Source organism: Flavobacterium araucananum (genome assembly GCF_002222055.1).
GTDB classification, from domain to species: domain Bacteria; phylum Bacteroidota; class Bacteroidia; order Flavobacteriales; family Flavobacteriaceae; genus Flavobacterium; species Flavobacterium araucananum.
This window is the reverse complement of sequence record NZ_MUGS01000030.1, coordinates 46,811-63,021: the sequence shown is the minus strand read 5'-3', so window position 1 is coordinate 63,021 and position 16,211 is coordinate 46,811. Positions and strand designations below refer to the sequence as shown.

Annotated in this window: 15 protein-coding genes and 1 riboswitch; of the genes, 9 read left to right on the top strand and 6 right to left on the bottom strand. The window is 34.9% G+C overall.

Annotated elements, in window-relative coordinates; genetic code table 11:
* Positions 1–4: 4 nt before the first annotated feature.
* Positions 5–526, top strand: a complete 522-nt coding sequence (locus B0A64_RS14925; RefSeq protein ID WP_089480310.1) for a MepB family protein — start codon at positions 5–7, stop codon at positions 524–526.
* Positions 527–585: 59 nt separating this feature from the next.
* Here the strand turns inward: B0A64_RS14925 and B0A64_RS14920 are convergent, their stop codons facing one another.
* Both B0A64_RS14920 and B0A64_RS14915 read right to left on the bottom strand, forming a co-directional pair.
* Entirely contained in the window at positions 586–4,014 is a 3,429-nt protein-coding gene (locus B0A64_RS14920) for a T9SS-dependent choice-of-anchor J family protein (protein WP_089480309.1), read from the bottom strand.
* 288 nt (positions 4,015–4,302) lie between these two features.
* On the bottom strand, positions 4,303–4,671 hold the full coding sequence (locus B0A64_RS14915; RefSeq protein ID WP_089480363.1) for a hypothetical protein: 369 nt from the start codon (positions 4,669–4,671) through the stop codon (positions 4,303–4,305).
* A gap of 142 nt (positions 4,672–4,813) precedes the next feature.
* Here B0A64_RS14915 and B0A64_RS14910 point away from each other — a divergent pair, with 142 nt between their 5' ends.
* Together B0A64_RS14910 and B0A64_RS14905 are read left to right on the top strand one after the other, a co-directional pair.
* Positions 4,814–5,398, top strand: coding sequence for a pseudouridine synthase (locus B0A64_RS14910; protein WP_089480308.1), 585 nt, complete (start codon positions 4,814–4,816; stop codon positions 5,396–5,398).
* Between the two features lie 58 nt (positions 5,399–5,456).
* Positions 5,457–5,912 (top strand): tRNA (cytidine(34)-2'-O)-methyltransferase, encoded by a 456-nt coding sequence (locus B0A64_RS14905; RefSeq protein WP_089480307.1) that lies wholly within the window; start codon positions 5,457–5,459, stop codon positions 5,910–5,912.
* A gap of 113 nt (positions 5,913–6,025) precedes the next feature.
* Here the strand turns inward: B0A64_RS14905 and B0A64_RS14900 are convergent, their stop codons facing one another.
* From B0A64_RS14900 to B0A64_RS14885, 4 genes are all read right to left on the bottom strand, one after another.
* Positions 6,026–6,802: an ABC transporter ATP-binding protein gene (locus B0A64_RS14900; RefSeq protein WP_089480306.1), complete on the bottom strand. Its 777-nt coding sequence runs from the start codon at positions 6,800–6,802 to the stop codon at positions 6,026–6,028.
* A 98-nt stretch (positions 6,803–6,900) separates the two neighbouring features.
* Positions 6,901–7,314: a GxxExxY protein gene (locus B0A64_RS14895; RefSeq protein ID WP_089480305.1), complete on the bottom strand. Its 414-nt coding sequence runs from the start codon at positions 7,312–7,314 to the stop codon at positions 6,901–6,903.
* A gap of 72 nt (positions 7,315–7,386) precedes the next feature.
* Entirely contained in the window at positions 7,387–8,415 is a 1,029-nt protein-coding gene (locus tag B0A64_RS14890) for an iron ABC transporter permease (RefSeq protein WP_394338369.1), read from the bottom strand.
* A gap of 5 nt (positions 8,416–8,420) precedes the next feature.
* A complete protein-coding gene (locus B0A64_RS14885; protein WP_089480303.1) occupies positions 8,421–9,563 on the bottom strand; it encodes an ABC transporter substrate-binding protein in 1,143 nt (380 codons plus the stop codon).
* Between the two features lie 173 nt (positions 9,564–9,736).
* Here B0A64_RS14885 and B0A64_RS14880 point away from each other — a divergent pair, with 173 nt between their 5' ends.
* The 6 genes from B0A64_RS14880 (at position 9,737) to B0A64_RS14855 (ending at position 16,207) form a co-directional block, all read left to right on the top strand.
* The gene (locus B0A64_RS14880; RefSeq protein ID WP_089480302.1) at positions 9,737–10,099 is read left to right on the top strand and encodes a DUF5522 domain-containing protein; all 363 of its coding nucleotides are present in this window, start codon (positions 9,737–9,739) and stop codon (positions 10,097–10,099) included.
* Between the two features lie 193 nt (positions 10,100–10,292).
* The gene (cobU, locus tag B0A64_RS14875) at positions 10,293–10,817 is read left to right on the top strand and encodes a bifunctional adenosylcobinamide kinase/adenosylcobinamide-phosphate guanylyltransferase (protein ID WP_089480301.1); all 525 of its coding nucleotides are present in this window, start codon (positions 10,293–10,295) and stop codon (positions 10,815–10,817) included.
* A 9-nt stretch (positions 10,818–10,826) separates the two neighbouring features.
* A complete protein-coding gene (gene cobT, locus B0A64_RS14870; protein WP_089480300.1) occupies positions 10,827–12,506 on the top strand; it encodes a nicotinate-nucleotide--dimethylbenzimidazole phosphoribosyltransferase in 1,680 nt (559 codons plus the stop codon).
* A 227-nt stretch (positions 12,507–12,733) separates the two neighbouring features.
* On the top strand, positions 12,734–13,531 hold the full coding sequence (locus tag B0A64_RS14865; RefSeq protein ID WP_089480299.1) for an adenosylcobinamide-GDP ribazoletransferase: 798 nt from the start codon (positions 12,734–12,736) through the stop codon (positions 13,529–13,531).
* Positions 13,516–14,049: an alpha-ribazole phosphatase gene (gene cobC / locus B0A64_RS14860; RefSeq protein WP_089480298.1), complete on the top strand. Its 534-nt coding sequence runs from the start codon at positions 13,516–13,518 to the stop codon at positions 14,047–14,049. Before B0A64_RS14865 ends, cobC begins: the two co-directional genes overlap by 16 nt.
* Before the next feature lie 67 nt (positions 14,050–14,116).
* A riboswitch (cobalamin riboswitch) is annotated at positions 14,117–14,326 on the top strand.
* Positions 14,327–14,353: 27 nt separating this feature from the next.
* Complete coding sequence (locus tag B0A64_RS14855; protein WP_089480362.1) at positions 14,354–16,207, top strand: TonB-dependent receptor plug domain-containing protein; 1,854 nt, start codon at positions 14,354–14,356, stop codon at positions 16,205–16,207.
* The last annotated feature ends 4 nt before the right edge of the window (positions 16,208–16,211 follow it).

Sequence of the window (16,211 nt, the reverse complement as noted above, 5' to 3'; positions counted from 1 at the left end):
TCCAATGCCCATTATAAATACATGGAATTTTCAGAAATCATTGCCTGATGATCTGGTATCTGCCAAAGAATTAGTTTATGATTGTTGTCCTTTTAATGCTTCGCAACCTCAGCCGGAAGCTGAAAGTACAGATTATGATGCTTACCATTTTTATTTGAACGAAAAATACATTTGTTACCGCAAGGCAAAAATAACGCCCACAAAAATAGGTCAGTTTCTAACATTATGGAAACGAAATGCAACCGGAATAATCGAACCTTTTGATTTTGTAGATGCAATAGATTTTGTCATTATCAGTGTTAGGAAAGAGGGGCTATTTGGACAATTTATTTTTCCGAAAAACATTTTATTAGAAAAAGGAATTTTCTCAACAGCAACTAAAGAAGGCAAAAGAGCCACCAGAGTTTATCCGCCCTGGGATGAAACAACCAGCAAACAAGCGCAGAAAACACAGCAATGGCAATTAGACTATTTCTTTAATATAACTCCAAAATTAGATTTAATCAAATTTCGAGCTTTATTCTAAACATAAAAAAAGAGGCATCCACTGCGGCGGATGCCTCTTTTATATTTTAATCTTTATTCTTATTTTTTTATAACTTTTCCTTTATAGACCACTTTATTATTCTCTGTTAAAGTATAGAAATAAATTCCGGTTTGTAAATGACTCACAGGAACAACTGTAGTGTTTAGGTCCTGTGTGGCATTTATTTCGACAGGATTGCTTACTAAATGACCTGATACATCATAAAACTTTAGTTTTAATTTCTTGTCGCTATTCGTTTTTACCACAACATTTACAACATCTCTTGCCGGATTAGGATATGCGTTTACAAGGTATCCGTTTTTAAGCTCGTAATCTATTGTAGATAAGTTTCCTTTAAATTCAAAACGGGCAATTACCGGTCCGTGATCAGATGTTGTATTGACATAATCAAAAATGTCTGCACGAGGATCGTAAACTCCTATTGAATTTTGGATGTATTCATCATTCAATTCATTAGAGATCGTGATATGATCTAAAAATCCGCTTGAACTCAGATAACTAAAAGCACCAGCCTGGCTAATACCTAAAGTAAGGGCTGTATAATTTGTAGTATCATCTACAAACATTTTATACGATGAAGGATTTGGTGCAATTACAGATGCTTTTACATCATCATTATAATCTCCTAAAAGGATCAAATTAGAGTTTGCATAATAACGATCTAAACTGTCTTTTAATACTTGTGCGTCGTATTTACGCATATTGTATTTCGATATATCACTTCCGCTATTAGCGCGTGCATGAAGATCTACTAAATTAAGCAGTTTTTTTACACCACCAATATTCGTCTCAATTTGTACCATGTATGGCAAACGACCTGATGAGAAAAAACTTTTACTGTTTCCACCCGGATAATCTGGGATAGTTGTAGTTCCGTTTTGGATCTGATCGCTTAGATCCTGAAACATTACACGTGTATTTTTTACTGTTACCGTTTTTGTATTATAAAGTACCACTAACTTTTGAGGAGGAAAATTAGGATCATCTGCTTTGAAGGAATAAGACCATCTTGGCGAAATTGTTTTATCGAATGTTTTTCCGTTAATGCTTATTTGTGTGATCAAATCATTCAGGGAAATCTCGTCTGATACTTCCTGAACTACATAAACGTCAGCATTTAGCTTATTCATTACCTTGGCTACATTTTTGACTTGCAATACATTATCAGTTGGACCAAATTCAACTCCGGAGGCATCTTTAACAGCTGTACCAAAAAATTCTAAATTGTAAGTAACAACATCAAAAGTTTCTTCTTTAGTCAAAGAAGATCCTGTAAAGGCTCCAATTTGTTTGTTTAATGAAGTTCCTGCAACAGTCAAAGTTCCAGAAATTTTCAATGCTTTTACAGAAGGCGTAAATCTTGCATAAAGCGTTTTTCCTGCCGCTGCATCAGCTTCAGTAACCACAATACCCGATTGAAAAGTACTGTTATCCAAAGATATTTGAAAATCTGATGGTGCAGTAATTGTAATATCATTGTAACCGTTTGCCTTAAAAATAAAAGACTGACTTGCAGATATACTGTTAGGATTAACATCCCCAAAATCCAGAACAGGATTCGCATCTACAAAACCGGCTTCGTTTGTAATCGCTACATCGTCCAACGACCATTCGGCAGCATTACTTGCCCCTCCTGCTGTAGTTACATAAACCCATGCCAGATAGGTATGGCTTGTTTTGTAAGCTCCAAGATCTATAAATTGTGACTGTGCATAAGTTCCTGTTACCGTTGGAAATTTCCCTTGCAATTCTGTCCAGGTAGCATTTTCAGGATTACTTACACCGTCGTAATTAGTAGAAACCATTAATTTTAAATCTGTTCCTGCATAAAACTTACGAGAGTAAAATGAAAGTAATATCGATTTATCAAATTTGGCTAAGTTATCTAAATGTAATTTAGGCGAAATCAACCAGTCTTTGCTTGCTCCGGTATCCGAATATCCGTTTACCAAAACTGCTCCGGTACCTGAGTTTATATTTCTGGCTACTGTTGTTTGTATCCATTTATTCAAAGGACCCGCAACATTATATTGCGTCCAGCCACTATTTGTTAAAACATTTACATCATTAAAACCTTGTACATAAGGATCAATTCCTGTTCCGGTTAGTGTAACTGTTTTTGTCGCTGCACCAGTGGTATCATGAGTTATTTGTCCTGAAACAATTCCTGTTGCATTTGGAGTAAATCGAACATAAACTGTAGGTGTAGCGTTTAAAGCAAAGTCAGCCGCTACAAATGTAATTGAAGCGCCAAAAGTAGTACCATCTTTAGAAACCGTAAAGTTTCCTGTTGCAGCTACTGTTACATCTGTTGCGATATTAGCACCCTGAATTTGATAGCTAAAATTATCGGAGCTAAAATTTGCCTCCGAAAATCCCAGGTCTAAAGCAGAAATGCTTGTTGATAAAGAAGGAACTACAACACTTGAAGTGGTTGCATCAACTTTTGCTGGCGTTGTTTGTATGTTTCCATAAAGATCCTCAGAAACAGAAAAAACAGAATAGGTTGTATTCAGTGACAACCCTGAAAAAGTTTTGGTATATGCCTGAGCAATAGTAGCAACATCTAAAAATCCGGATTGTAAAGCCGGAAGCCCATTTGCATCAGTTCCTGCTTTTACCTGAGTGGCTGTTGGTGCTGTACTTGATCCTGGCAATAAAACATAATATGTTTTTCCAGGTTCATCCAGCTTATCAGAAAAATCAAAACTTCCTGATAAAATATTATCTGCTTTAGGATAACTTACTGCACTTATCGGTGCTGTATTATCACTTCTGATATCGATATTATCAATAGCAAATGACGGACGAGAACCTCCTCCTGAAACTTGTCTTGAAATCCATCTTATTTGTACTAATGGCTGATTATCACAATCTGAAGGCAAAGTCACCTTTATCGTTTTCAGATTTTGAGGAGTAGTAATAGCCGTTATTTGTTTTTCATCGCTATTTGTATAAGCAGTTGGTAATAAAGTAATAAAAGGAGAACCAGTTCCTACTCTGTATTGCAAAACCATTTCATTTATACGCGTGTTGGCTGTAGCTGGCGGTACATCGTAAGGATTACGAATTGTCATTGCATCAAATTTAACCTGCACTCCGGTTTGTCCTGTAGTTACAAAGGCCAGGCCTATGGTTAAATCAAGCGAATTGGTATTTAAAAATCCAATCTTACCATTATAATTATGAAAATTACCACTAGTGGTATTTGCTGCACTACTGGCAATCAAAGCCCGGTCTGCAACCAGAGTTGCACTTGTAAGAAAAGTAGATCCGGGTGATACACCAGCTGTCCATCCCTGAAACCCTGCCGGATATGCAACAGCGTCTGCGGCTAACCCATTAAAATTTTGCGTGTAGGGCAATGCTTGAGCGGCAGGCATTGTCTGGGCAAAAAGATTTGCAGAACAGCAATAAAAAAAACTTAAAAAAGCCATAAAATGGCGCAAAGAGTAAATGTTTTTCATACGTTAAAAAAATAGAGTTTTTAGAAATCAAATTTATACTCTTTAAAGTTAAGAGAATATTGTGAAACCATAAACTTATTGTATTGTGTTTTTATAAACATCCTACAACAAAAGTCAATTTATTTATTAAAAAATTAAACAATCATTAATCATATATTGACTTTACGGCATTATACACTATTGTACGAATTCACGCAATACAAATATTTTAACAAGATAAACCTTTGTTTTAAAATTACCAATAAAACATCAAAAAAGACTACCTTAGGGGAGATAGTCTTTTATAAATTAATCATCTAATTTCATATTGCCACGATCTTTATGGCTTTCCGGATTTGAATTAGGGTATCGATTGGGCGTGATATCAGAGTTTCTGTCTTTGTTTTCTACAGTCTTTTTTGCCTCTTCCTCACTATTCACTCCGCGGTTTGCATTTGCATTGCCTGATTTAGTTTTATCCGGAACTTCGTTTATGACTTCATTTTCGTTTCGGGCTCTGTCGACGACTTTTTTATCGCCACTTTTATCCGTAACCACTTCTTTTTTTAGTTCTAATTTGTTTTCATCTGTATCGTGAGAAACGTTTTTACCTTTTAATTCGTCATTGGTTTTTTGTACCCCATTTATCTTTTTCGAGCCTAAATTATTAGTTCCCATAATCTTATATTTTAATGTTAGTATCATAATATTACGAATTCTAATACAAAAAAATAAGACCTTTAACATAGCTTTTGGTTTATTTGAGCAATATTTTAATTCCTTCTCAAACAAAACTATCTTTGCATTTTAAATTAATAATATGCACCACCATTTCATTCTTTTTAAACCTTACGGCTATCTGAGCCAATTTATCTATGAACTAAAAAGAAAGAAAAAACTTTTGGGAGAGTTGCATGATTTTCCCACCGGTACAATGGCTATTGGCAGACTTGACGAGGATTCTGAAGGATTGCTTTTGCTAACAACAGACGGAAAGGTTAGCGAACAAATACGAAGCAAAAAAGTTGATAAGGAATATTATGTTCAGGTCGACGGCAATATCACTCCTGAAGCTATCGAAGAATTGCAAAAAGGTGTCGAAATTGGTTTTGATGGCGGAAAATATAAAACGAAACCCTGCGCTGCTTTTATAGTTACCGAAATTCCGGATTTTGGACCCAGGGCAAAAAAAATCCGTGATGAACGTCACGGTCCTACTTCATGGGCATCGATAACCGTAAATGAAGGAAAGTTTCGTCAGGTTCGAAAAATGACTGCCGCTGTTGGTTTTCCTACTTTAAGATTGGTTCGTGTTCGTATAGGAAATGTATATTTGCAAAACTTAAAAGCCGGAGAAGTCATTGAAGTTTCCGATTTTTTTAAATTAGATAATGAGTCCATTTGAAAATTAGCTAATTTTTGAAACCCATAACTTATAACTTATAACTCATAACTCAAAAAAAATGCTAAACGTAGTTCTCGTAGAACCTGAAATACCAAATAATACCGGAAATATTGGAAGATTGTGTGTGGGTACAGAAAGTAGGTTACACCTCATTCATCCGTTTGGATTTGTGATTAATGATAAAAACCTGAAACGTTCGGGATTGGATTATTGGGTACATCTTGACGTTACCGAATATCAAAATATAGAGGAATGGATTGCACAAATTCCGGATCAGTCACGTGTTTTCCTGATGAGTTCCCATGCCGAAAAATCGTATCTTGAAATTAATTTTCAGGACGGAGACTGGTTGGTTTTTGGTAAAGAAAGCGTTGGTTTGAGCAAAGAGGTTTTAGCTCGTTTTGAAAATCACCTGACGATTCCGATGTCAAAATTAATTAGAAGTTTTAATATCGCCAATTCTGTGGCTTTTGTGGTTGGTGAAGCTAAGAGACAAATTGGGTTGAAGGTTTAATCGTTTATTTGTTTTCTTGTTGAATTGAATCTTATTAAACCGTTTCCTGCAAGGTTTTTTTCNNGAAAAAAACCTTGCAGGAAAATTCAAAATAAAAACTATATTTTTTAATCCTAAGTAATTACAAACTTCCCTTTTTGGGCATCAAAAACAATATGCTCGTCTTTAAACAATGTTGCAAAACTTCCTTTAGAAATTAAATGGCACGGTTCGTCCTGAACTACCAGATCCGGCGTCATGATAATCATTTCGTCGCTTAACTGAATCGCCAGATCGATATCATGTGTCGAAAATAAAATACACTTTTGGGTTTCCTGGGTTAGCTTTTTGAGCAACTTAAACAACGAAACTTTGTGCAATAAGTCTAAATGTGTGGTAGGCTCATCTAAAATAATAAGCGGAGTATCCTGCGCTAATGCTCGTGCGATGAGAACTTTTTGCAATTGTCCGTCGCTAATTTCGAAGTGCTTTTTTTGAGCTAGATGTTCGATTTGAGTCAATTGCAAGGCTTCGTGAACTTTGTCAATATCAGTTTGGGTCAAAGTGCCAATCCAGTTTGTATAAGGCTGGCGGCCTAAAGCAACTAATTCAAAAACAGACAGATTACTTGGAGGCAATTTTTCGGTTAAAACCAAACTTAAATTCTGCGCCAGATCCAGAGGTTTATAGTTATTTATATTTTTGTCATTCAGCAATACATCTCCTGATAAAGGTTCCTGGATTCCTGTAATCGTGCGCAACAATGTCGATTTTCCAATTCCGTTTGCCCCAATTAATGAAATGAGTTTACCCGCAGACAAGTTCAAATTAAGATTCTCGGCAATAGTAACAGTTTCTTTTTTGGTCTTGTAGCCAATATTTAGATTTGAAGTTTTTAAGATAGTACTCATTGTGGCTTGTTTTTTTTAACACATATAAACATAGGTCTATTTGTCTTATTAAGAAGGTAATTTAAAATTTACTCGTAAATTAAACATAGTTGAAAACTTTAATATTTTGGAAGTGCTTTAAAATATTCATTCACAAATGTTTTTTGACCTTCTTTAAAAACATTAAAACAATTAAAATTAATTATAATTCCTTTTGGTTCTTTTAAAAGTTTCATATAAGTTAAAAGTTGGGCCTGATGCATTGAATTTATTTCAGAAACTGTTTTTAATTCTACTACTAAACACTTTTCTACAAATAAATCACATCTGAAATCTGTAACCAATTCTTTACCTTTATATATTATAGGCACTTTCAACTCTGTAAAAAAATTTAATTTTCTTTGTGAGAGTTCTTCTTTTAAACATTGATGATAAACATTTTCAAGCAATCCTTTTCCAATTGTTTTATGAACTTCTATCGAAGCTCCTAAAACTTCATAAGTTAGTTCGTCTAAATATTTTTGAGTTATCATTAATTTTTTAATTGAAATAAAAACTATGTTTCTATGTGTTAAAAAACCAAGATACAAATTATTTGTAAGTTTTTACTGAAAATTTCTTTTTCGCATTAACAGCCAAACTACTACTGGTGCACCAATTATAGATGTAATTGCATTGATTGGCAAGGTAACCTCTAATCCCGGTAATTGAGATGCAATATCACAGAACAGCATAATAATACCTCCATAAAAAAACGTACTCCAATATAAAACGGCATGATTACTGGTTTGGAAAGTGAGCTTTGCTATGTGCGGAACTGCAAGGCCTATAAACGCTATTGGGCCAGCAAAAGCGGTAACACTTCCTGCCAAAATACTTGTGGCAAATATAATGATGAGCCTTGCTCTTTTGTAATTCAATCCCATGCTTTTAGCATAATTTTCGCCCAAAAGCAAAGCGTTCAAAGGTTTTATGCTACCGGCACTTAAAAGCAAGCCAAAACCTATACAAACTGCCAAAACAGCAATCGATGTCCAGGTTAGGTTTCCGAGACTTCCTAAGGACCAAAAGGTAAATTTCTGTAGTTGTTCTGCGGAACTAAAATAGGTTAAAACCCCAACAATAGAACTCGTAAAACTCGCAAACATAAGCCCTACAATTAATATTGCCATTGTATTTCGCAGCTTTTGCGCTACCAACAAAACCAACATTAAAACCAAAACACTTCCTAATGTAGAAGCCAATACGATCCCGTAAGGCGATAATAAAATAGAGTTTAAAAATGAGGGCAATAAACCTGCGCCTAAAATTACAATTGCAACTGCCAGAATTGCTCCTGAGCTTAATCCTAAAACATCCGGTCCTGCCAGCGGGTTTCTAAACAAAGTCTGCATTAACAAACCACTTACAGACAATCCAACGCCCACTAAAAGAGCCGTGATTGCTTTTGGCAAACGATAATTAATAATAATATATTCCCATGTCGATTTACTCGCCTGACCACCCGTTAAACTCGAAAAAACTTCTTTGAACGGAATCGTAACGGATCCTAAACTAATGTCCAGAAAAAACATAAACAAAAGTGCCAGACCAAGGATAAGAAACAGGATTATATTTCGCTTTTTATTGATCAATGCCCTTAATTTAATTTGGATGCAAAAGTAAATTCGTAGCTTGGCAATAAATCAGGATGAAATATTTTAATGTAATCTTTTAACACTAAATCCGGACGACTTGGTGCTGACTCGTAATAAACGGTTCCGCCTGTTGCACCAAATTTACCTTCGAAAGTATATACATTTTTAGCAGTAAAAGCATCAAATTGAGTATAATGCGGATTACTCTTTCCAAATTCTTCTAAGGTTTTAAAAGAACCTGCCGCAATCCAGAAATTAGCCGTTTTGGCTTTTACCAATATTTTTTCGAAAGACAAACCTTCACTTCCTGTCCCTTTTAGATCTGACCATAAATAAGTAGCGTGAGCATCTTTCATAAATTGAGCTACCCAGCTGTTGCCCTTGGCTACATACCAAACATCTTCGTACATAGAACCGTATAAAACTGTGGCTGTAGCAGGTTTATCAGCCACTAATTTCTTAGCCTGATTGTAACTTTCCACAATCTTATCAAACAATTCTTTGGCTTTATCTTCTTTTCCAAATAATGCCCCGTAAAGTTTAATCCATTCTGCTTTTCCCAATGGTGATTGCTCCATCCAATCTGCCTGAATAAAAACGTTTAGTCCGCTTTTTTTCAAATTATCCAACATGGGGTTATTGTTCTCTACTCCAAAAGCGACAATAAGATTAGGTGATAGTTCTATTAATTGCTCAATATTTAATTTTTCATTTTCTCCCACGTTCTTAACAGCACCTTTGTCGATTAAGGCTCTGGTTTTTTCGGATGAGATATAATCTGTATGCGGAAAACCTACCAGTTTATCTTCGACCTCCAACATTTCAAGAAACGGAATATTGGTGGTTGACGTTACTACAACAGATTCTAAAGGAACTTTTATCGTAGTATATTTTTGTAAACTGTCCGGAACTTTCGCTTCTTTTTCTTTTAGAACATACGTAAACTTAGCATGGGCATTTGGCCACGGATCTGAAACCGTTACAATCGAATATCCTTCGTGTTTTACAATAGAAAGTCCGGATGCGTATTCGATACTGTTTTTTGCAATCTCAGCTTTCGTAATCTCTGAAGTTTCATTCTTTTTACATCCAACAAGAACAAAAAAAGGTACAATAAAAATTAATTTAGATAATAAATTTCTCATTTGCAGGTTATATTATTTTAAGGAATAGGGTTTCGCTTTTATCTGTCTTTTCCTGAAATCTGAATCATTCTGATTTCATAATTTACATTTCGATAGTGACAAAGGTAACGCAATTTCTATTTTTTTTATCTATCTTTATTCGTACAAACCCCAAAAAATACCAACCTGACCCCATGAATACCCTAAAAATAAAAGTTTGCTCGAGTTGCGAATCTTCTTTTAGTTGTGGAGATCTTTCGGCCGAAAGCAAATGTTGGTGTAATGAGTTCCCTCCTATTTTTAACCTGTCTGAAGGAGGCGATTGTCTTTGCCCTCTTTGTTTTAAAGAAGCCTGCGAAGACAAAATCGATGCTTATGTTGAAACACTTACACCTCAAAAAGCCCTTAACAATAAAGCAATCTTTTTACCAAAACAAGAAACACTAATCGAAGGCATTGATTATTATACCGAGAATGAAAAGTACGTTTACAAAGCCTGGTTTCATTTAAAAAGAGGATCATGCTGCGGAAACGATTGCCGCCATTGCCCTTATTAATTGTTATGAGTTATGAATTATTAGTTATAAGTTTATAACTGTTTTTATACCTCCGGCTTTTTGCATTAGGGATAAAAGCGATATCCTTTTATTTTTTCCTTTAAAAAATAAAAGATAAAGCGGATAGCACGTCGTCGTCCGCGGAGAACGCCATAAAAATTAACAACTAACAATTTACAATTAATAATTAATAATGATTTACTTAATTACCGGAGGCGAACGATCAGGAAAAAGCAGTTATGCTCAAAACTTAGCCCTGGAACTTTCGGGCTCACCAATATATGTGGCAACAGCCAGAAAATGGGATGCCGATTTCCAGAACAGAATCGACAGGCATCAACAAGAACGTGACGAACGCTGGACCAATATCGAAGAAGAAAAATACCTAAGTAAAATAGATTTCTCGGCAAAAGTAGCTTTAGTAGATTGTGTAACGCTCTGGCTGACAAACTTTTTTACGGACCATAAGTACGATGTCAATTTAAGTCTGGAAGAAGCTAAAAAAGAATTTCTTTCGATCGCCACTCAGGAAAATACGGCCTTGATTATTGTTACAAACGAAATTGGAATGGGCGTTCATGCAGAAACTCCTATTGGCAGAAAATTTACCGAACTGCAAGGCTGGATGAATCAGTTTCTGGCTTTACATGCAGATGAAGTGATTTTGATGGTTTCAGGAATTCCGGTTAAAATAAAAGGAGAAAATTCTAAAATATAAACGAACATGATGAGTCCTTTAGATGATATTTTGAAATCGCGTCGTGATACCCGACATTTTACTACAGATGAAGTTCCTGACGAAGTGATTCAAAAAGCTTTACAAGCCGGACATTGGGCTCCATCTGTAGGACTGACAGATGCTACGAGATATTTTATTATTAAATCTACTGAGGTAAAAACGGCTGTAAAAAATCTATTTCTGGATTATAATAAAAAAGCAGAGGAACTTACCGATAATCCGGAACAAAAGGAACATTACAAATCAATAAAGTTAGAAGCAATTGAAGAAGCACCAATCGGACTTATTATTGCCTATGACAGATCTGTTCTCAACCAATTTACGATAGGAACCGTGGGTAGTAATGAGGCTGTAAAATTTAGCTCGGTTTGTGCAGCCCAAAATATTTGGCTCTCGCTTACAGAACAAGGTTATGGCATGGGCTGGGTTTCGATTTTGAATTATTATCAGTTTAAAAAGATCCTCGATTTACCCGAAAACATTGAACCCCTGGGTTATTTTTGCATTGGGAAACCCGCAACAAACTACGACAATCAGCCCATGTTGCAACAACTGCATTGGAAACAAAAATCTGAAACTCCGGATTGTACCGAAATAAAATCTATAACAAAAAGTTATGTGGATGATTTACTTTTAAAAACTCAAAAAGAGACTCCGCCTAAAAATGATTTTAGTACACTTTTGCAGGAAAAAATAGATTCGAAAACGAAGCCTATTGGTGCTTTAGGGACTTTAGAAATATTGGCTTTTCAGATCGCAACGGTTTTTGAAACTTTAAATCCAAAAATCACAAAACCTAACATTGTAGTTTTTGCTGCTGATCACGGAATCGCAAATCATGGCGTTAGCGCTTATCCACAAGATGTTACCCGCCAAATGGTAGGCAATTTTCTTGAAGGTGGTGCTGCCATAAATGTTTTTTGCAATCAAAATGAGATTCAGTTATCGATTGTAGATGCCGGCGTAAATTATGATTTTCCAACTAATACTGCTTTAATCAATGCCAAAATTGCCAAAGGAACGCAGTCTTTTTTGCATCTTCCGGCAATGAGCGAAACCGAATTGCAGTTGTGTTTCGAAAAAGGTAAATCGATTGTTACCACTATTGCCAAAACAGGTTCTAATTGTATTGGTTTTGGCGAAATGGGAATTGGAAACACTTCTACAGCCTCCGTTTTAATGAGCTTTTTAACGGGTTTTGCTATCGAAGAATGTGTGGGAAAAGGCACCGGGGTCGAAAATGAAAAACTCCTCGAGAAACAAAACATCCTTAAAAAAGCCATCGAAAATTATTCCGGTCAAGCCGAATTAAAACAGCAACTTGCTTACTTTGGCGGTTTTGAAATTATACAAATCGCCAGCGGAATGTTGACAGCATTCGACAATAAAATGCTGATTCTTGTAGATGGTTTTATTTGCAGTGTTGCCTTTTTGATTGCGACTAAAATTAATCCTGATATTATAAAAAATGCTGTTTTCTGTCATTGTTCGGCTGAAAAAGCCCATCAAAAATTACTGGATTATTTAGGTGCAAAACCTATTTTAAATCTGGATTTACGACTGGGTGAAGGAACAGGGTGCGCAATTGCTTTTCCTATTTTAAAATCGGCAGAAACTTTTTTGAATGAAATGGCAAGTTTTGAAAATGCCGGTGTTAGCAGGCAGTAAACAGTAACAGTTTTCAGTTTCAGAATCATTAATAGATAAAGTCAGAGATTATATTAAAAATCAAGAAATTCACCATAAGGAAAAAACTTTTCAGAATGAATATGACGAAATTATCAGCAGATTTGGATTTATGCACAAACTAAATTTGAATAGACAACATCTTTAGATGTTGGTTACTATATTGAAAATCAAAATGGCTTTAGCCAAATAAATCACATCCTCAATATATGAAAAAAGAACTACATATTTTTTTTACCTGTTTAATGTTTTACACCAGAATCCCTTGTCCTAAAAACATAAATCATGATCCTGATTATCTGAACAAAGCCACACGATATTTCCCTTTTATTGGTTGGATTGTGGGTAGTATTTCTTTTCTGGCTTTCTATCTTTTTTCTCTTTTTCTATCCATAGAAACGGCTGTTATTTTTGCTCTTATTGTTTCTGTGCTTACAACGGGAGCTTTTCACGAAGATGGTTTTGCAGATGTTTGTGATGGTTTTGGAGGAGGCTGGACCAAAGAAAAAATCCTCCTGATCATGAAAGACAGCGCGATTGGGGCTTATGGAGCAATTGGTCTGGTATTATTATTTTTATTGAAGTTTAAATTGTTATCAGAATCGGTTTTACTCTTCAAAGTTGACAATTCCAAGGCACTTATTTCCATTTATCTTTTATTTATTTCAGCTCACGCTTTGAGTCGTCTGGCTGCTATCTCGATTATTTTTACACATGAATATTCAAGGGACGATGCTTCGAGCAAAAGTAAACCCATTGCAAAAAACCATACCTGGAAAGAAATTTCAGGTTCTTTTTTCTTTGGATTGCTTCCGTTATTCTTTTTCTCTTGTTTTCAATATAAATTTGTTTTGGCTGTACTTCCGGTTTTTATCATGCGTTATTTTCTAGCCCGCTATTTTCAAAAATGGATTGATGGATATACGGGCGATTGTCTGGGTGCAACACAACAAGTTTGCGAAGTTGTTTATTATCTAAGTATACTTTTTATATGGAAATTTATCTAGTTCGCCATACTCAAACGGTCTGCGAAAAAGGAATTTGCTACGGGCAATCAGATGTTGATCTGGCTAAACCTTTCGAAAATATTTTTGAGGATATTGTTTCGCAATTACCACAGGAAGCGTTTATTTTTTCTAGTCCATTAAAACGTTGCCTAATTCTCGCTCAATATATCAGAGATCATATTAAAACCGTTTCGTTTAAGAAAGACGAGCGTTTGATCGAAATGAATTTTGGTGACTGGGAAATGAAAAACTGGAATGCCATTTTGCCGGAACAACTTAATCCGTGGATGGAAGATTTTGTAAATATAAAGGTTTCAAACGGCGAATCTTTTGTTGAATTACACGCCAGAGTCGGTCATTTTTTAGAAGAGATTAAGAGAGAAACAATCACACCCCTTATTATCGTAGCACACGCAGGAACGATTCGAAGCATTTTATGTCATCATAGTTCATTGCCCTTAAAAGATGCGTTTAACAACAAAGTAGATTTTGGACAAGTAATAAAAATAGTACTATAATCGGCTTTTTGTTTAGAATTTGCTTTTAAAAATCAATCAAATTTGAAAATATGGCAATTTTAACTTTATCTTTGCACAAAATTAAGGTTGTGTTTATTTCAAACACATTAAAAGGGAATCAAGTTATTATTAGAAAATCTTGAGCTGTACCCGCAACTGTAAGCTTTGTTCTTAAAAGAATGCTTGTTGTTAACTACAAACCACTGCTCGCTCCGGCGAATGGGAAGGTAAACAACAGGACGCAAGCCAGGAGACCTGCCTTTGTAACAAATATCGAGCTCTCGGGAAAAAGAGTGTAGAAATTATGACTTTAAAAAAACTTTTTACTTTTTGCTTATTGCTGTTGTGCCAGATTATTTTGGGGCAGAACGACTCTATTAATAAATTGAAAGAAGTTATCGTTTCTGATGCGAACCTTAAGAAATATTCTAATTCGCAATCGGTTTTAAAGCTTAATGATTCTGTGATCAATAAAAATGAAGCTTTACTAACCGATTTACTAAATTTCAATTCGACCATTTATTTTAAAGAATACGGACGCGGAATGTTGTCTACAGTTGCCTTTCGAGGAACAACTGCATCGCAAACTGCCGTAATCTGGAACGGAATTAACATTAATTCTCAAATGAACGGAAGTACTGATTTTAATACGATTTCAGGTTCTGATTACAACTCTGTTAGTATAAAAGCCGGCGGAGGTAGTGTAATTTATGGCAGTGGTGCTGTTGGCGGAACTGTACATTTGAATAATGATTTGTTTTTTTACAAGAGATTCGAAAACTATTTAAAATTAGATTATGGCAGTTTCAATACTATCGGAATCAATTATAAAACAAATATTTCGAATGAAAAATGGAGTGCTCAAATTGGTTTTTCTAAAAACAGCTCAACAAATGATTATAAATACCTGAATAAATATACCTGGAAAGGCGAACAACGCTGGAACCAAAACGGTCAATATGATATCATTACAATGAGTGCAAACGTTGGATATAAATTTGACTCAAAAAATAGTTTAAAATTATATACTCAAACTTCAAACACAGATCGAAATACTTCTTTACTATCAGAATCAGAAACTAAAACCCGATATGTAAATGGTTTCAATCGGAACTTATTAGAATATGATGGTGATTTTGGCAAATTAAAAACCAGTTTTAAAACGGCTTACATATTCGAGAATTATCAATATTATGCTGATAATTCAACTAACATATACACGTATGGAAAGACTGAAAGCTTAATAACTAAGGTCGATTTAGGGTATGAGCTTTTTAAATCAATACAAGTAAACGGTATCTTAGACTACAACAGAACTAAAGGATACGGAAGTGGCTTTGGAGATCATATCAGGGAGATTAGCTCAGCTGCATTACTGGTAAAACAAGATGTCTCTGAGAATTGGAAAAATGAGTTTGGTGTGCGAAAAGAATTTACAGATAATTATGAATCACCTGTTTTATTTTCGCTGGGATCTTCTTATCAGTTTGGCAAATTATACAAGTTGAAATTAAATTTATCCCGTAATTTCAGAATACCAACATTTAATGATTTGTATTGGGAAACAGGAGGAAATCCAGATTTAAAACCTGAAAGTTCCTATCAGGCTGAGATTGGAAATGTTTTTACTTTCAAAAATATCTCTTTGACACAAACCTTTTATTACATGAAAATAAAAGATTTATTGCAATGGATTCCCGGTAATAATGGAATTTGGTCACCAAGAAATACAGATAATGTAAACAGCTATGGAGCTGAAACTTTATTAAGCTGGAAAAAGCAGTTTGGCAAAAATCACTTTGCAGCAAACGCAACCTATGCCTACACCGCTTCTAAAGATAATGCGACTAAAAAACAATTATTTTTTGTTCCTTACAATAAAGTAACGGGATCAGTTTCTTATTCCAGAAACAGCATTTCTGCTTATTATCAGTTTCTATTTAATGGCTTTGTCTACACAAGAGCAGATAATAATCCATCAGAAATTATAAATGATTATAACATTGCGAATATCGGGATTGATTATGACTTTAAATTTCTGGACTCTTTCAAACTTGGCTTTCAGGTATTGAATCTTTTTAATAAAGAATATGAAAGTTTAGAAGACAGACCTATGCCGGGTCGCAATTTTAATATGTATTTAACCTTAAAATTTTAATATA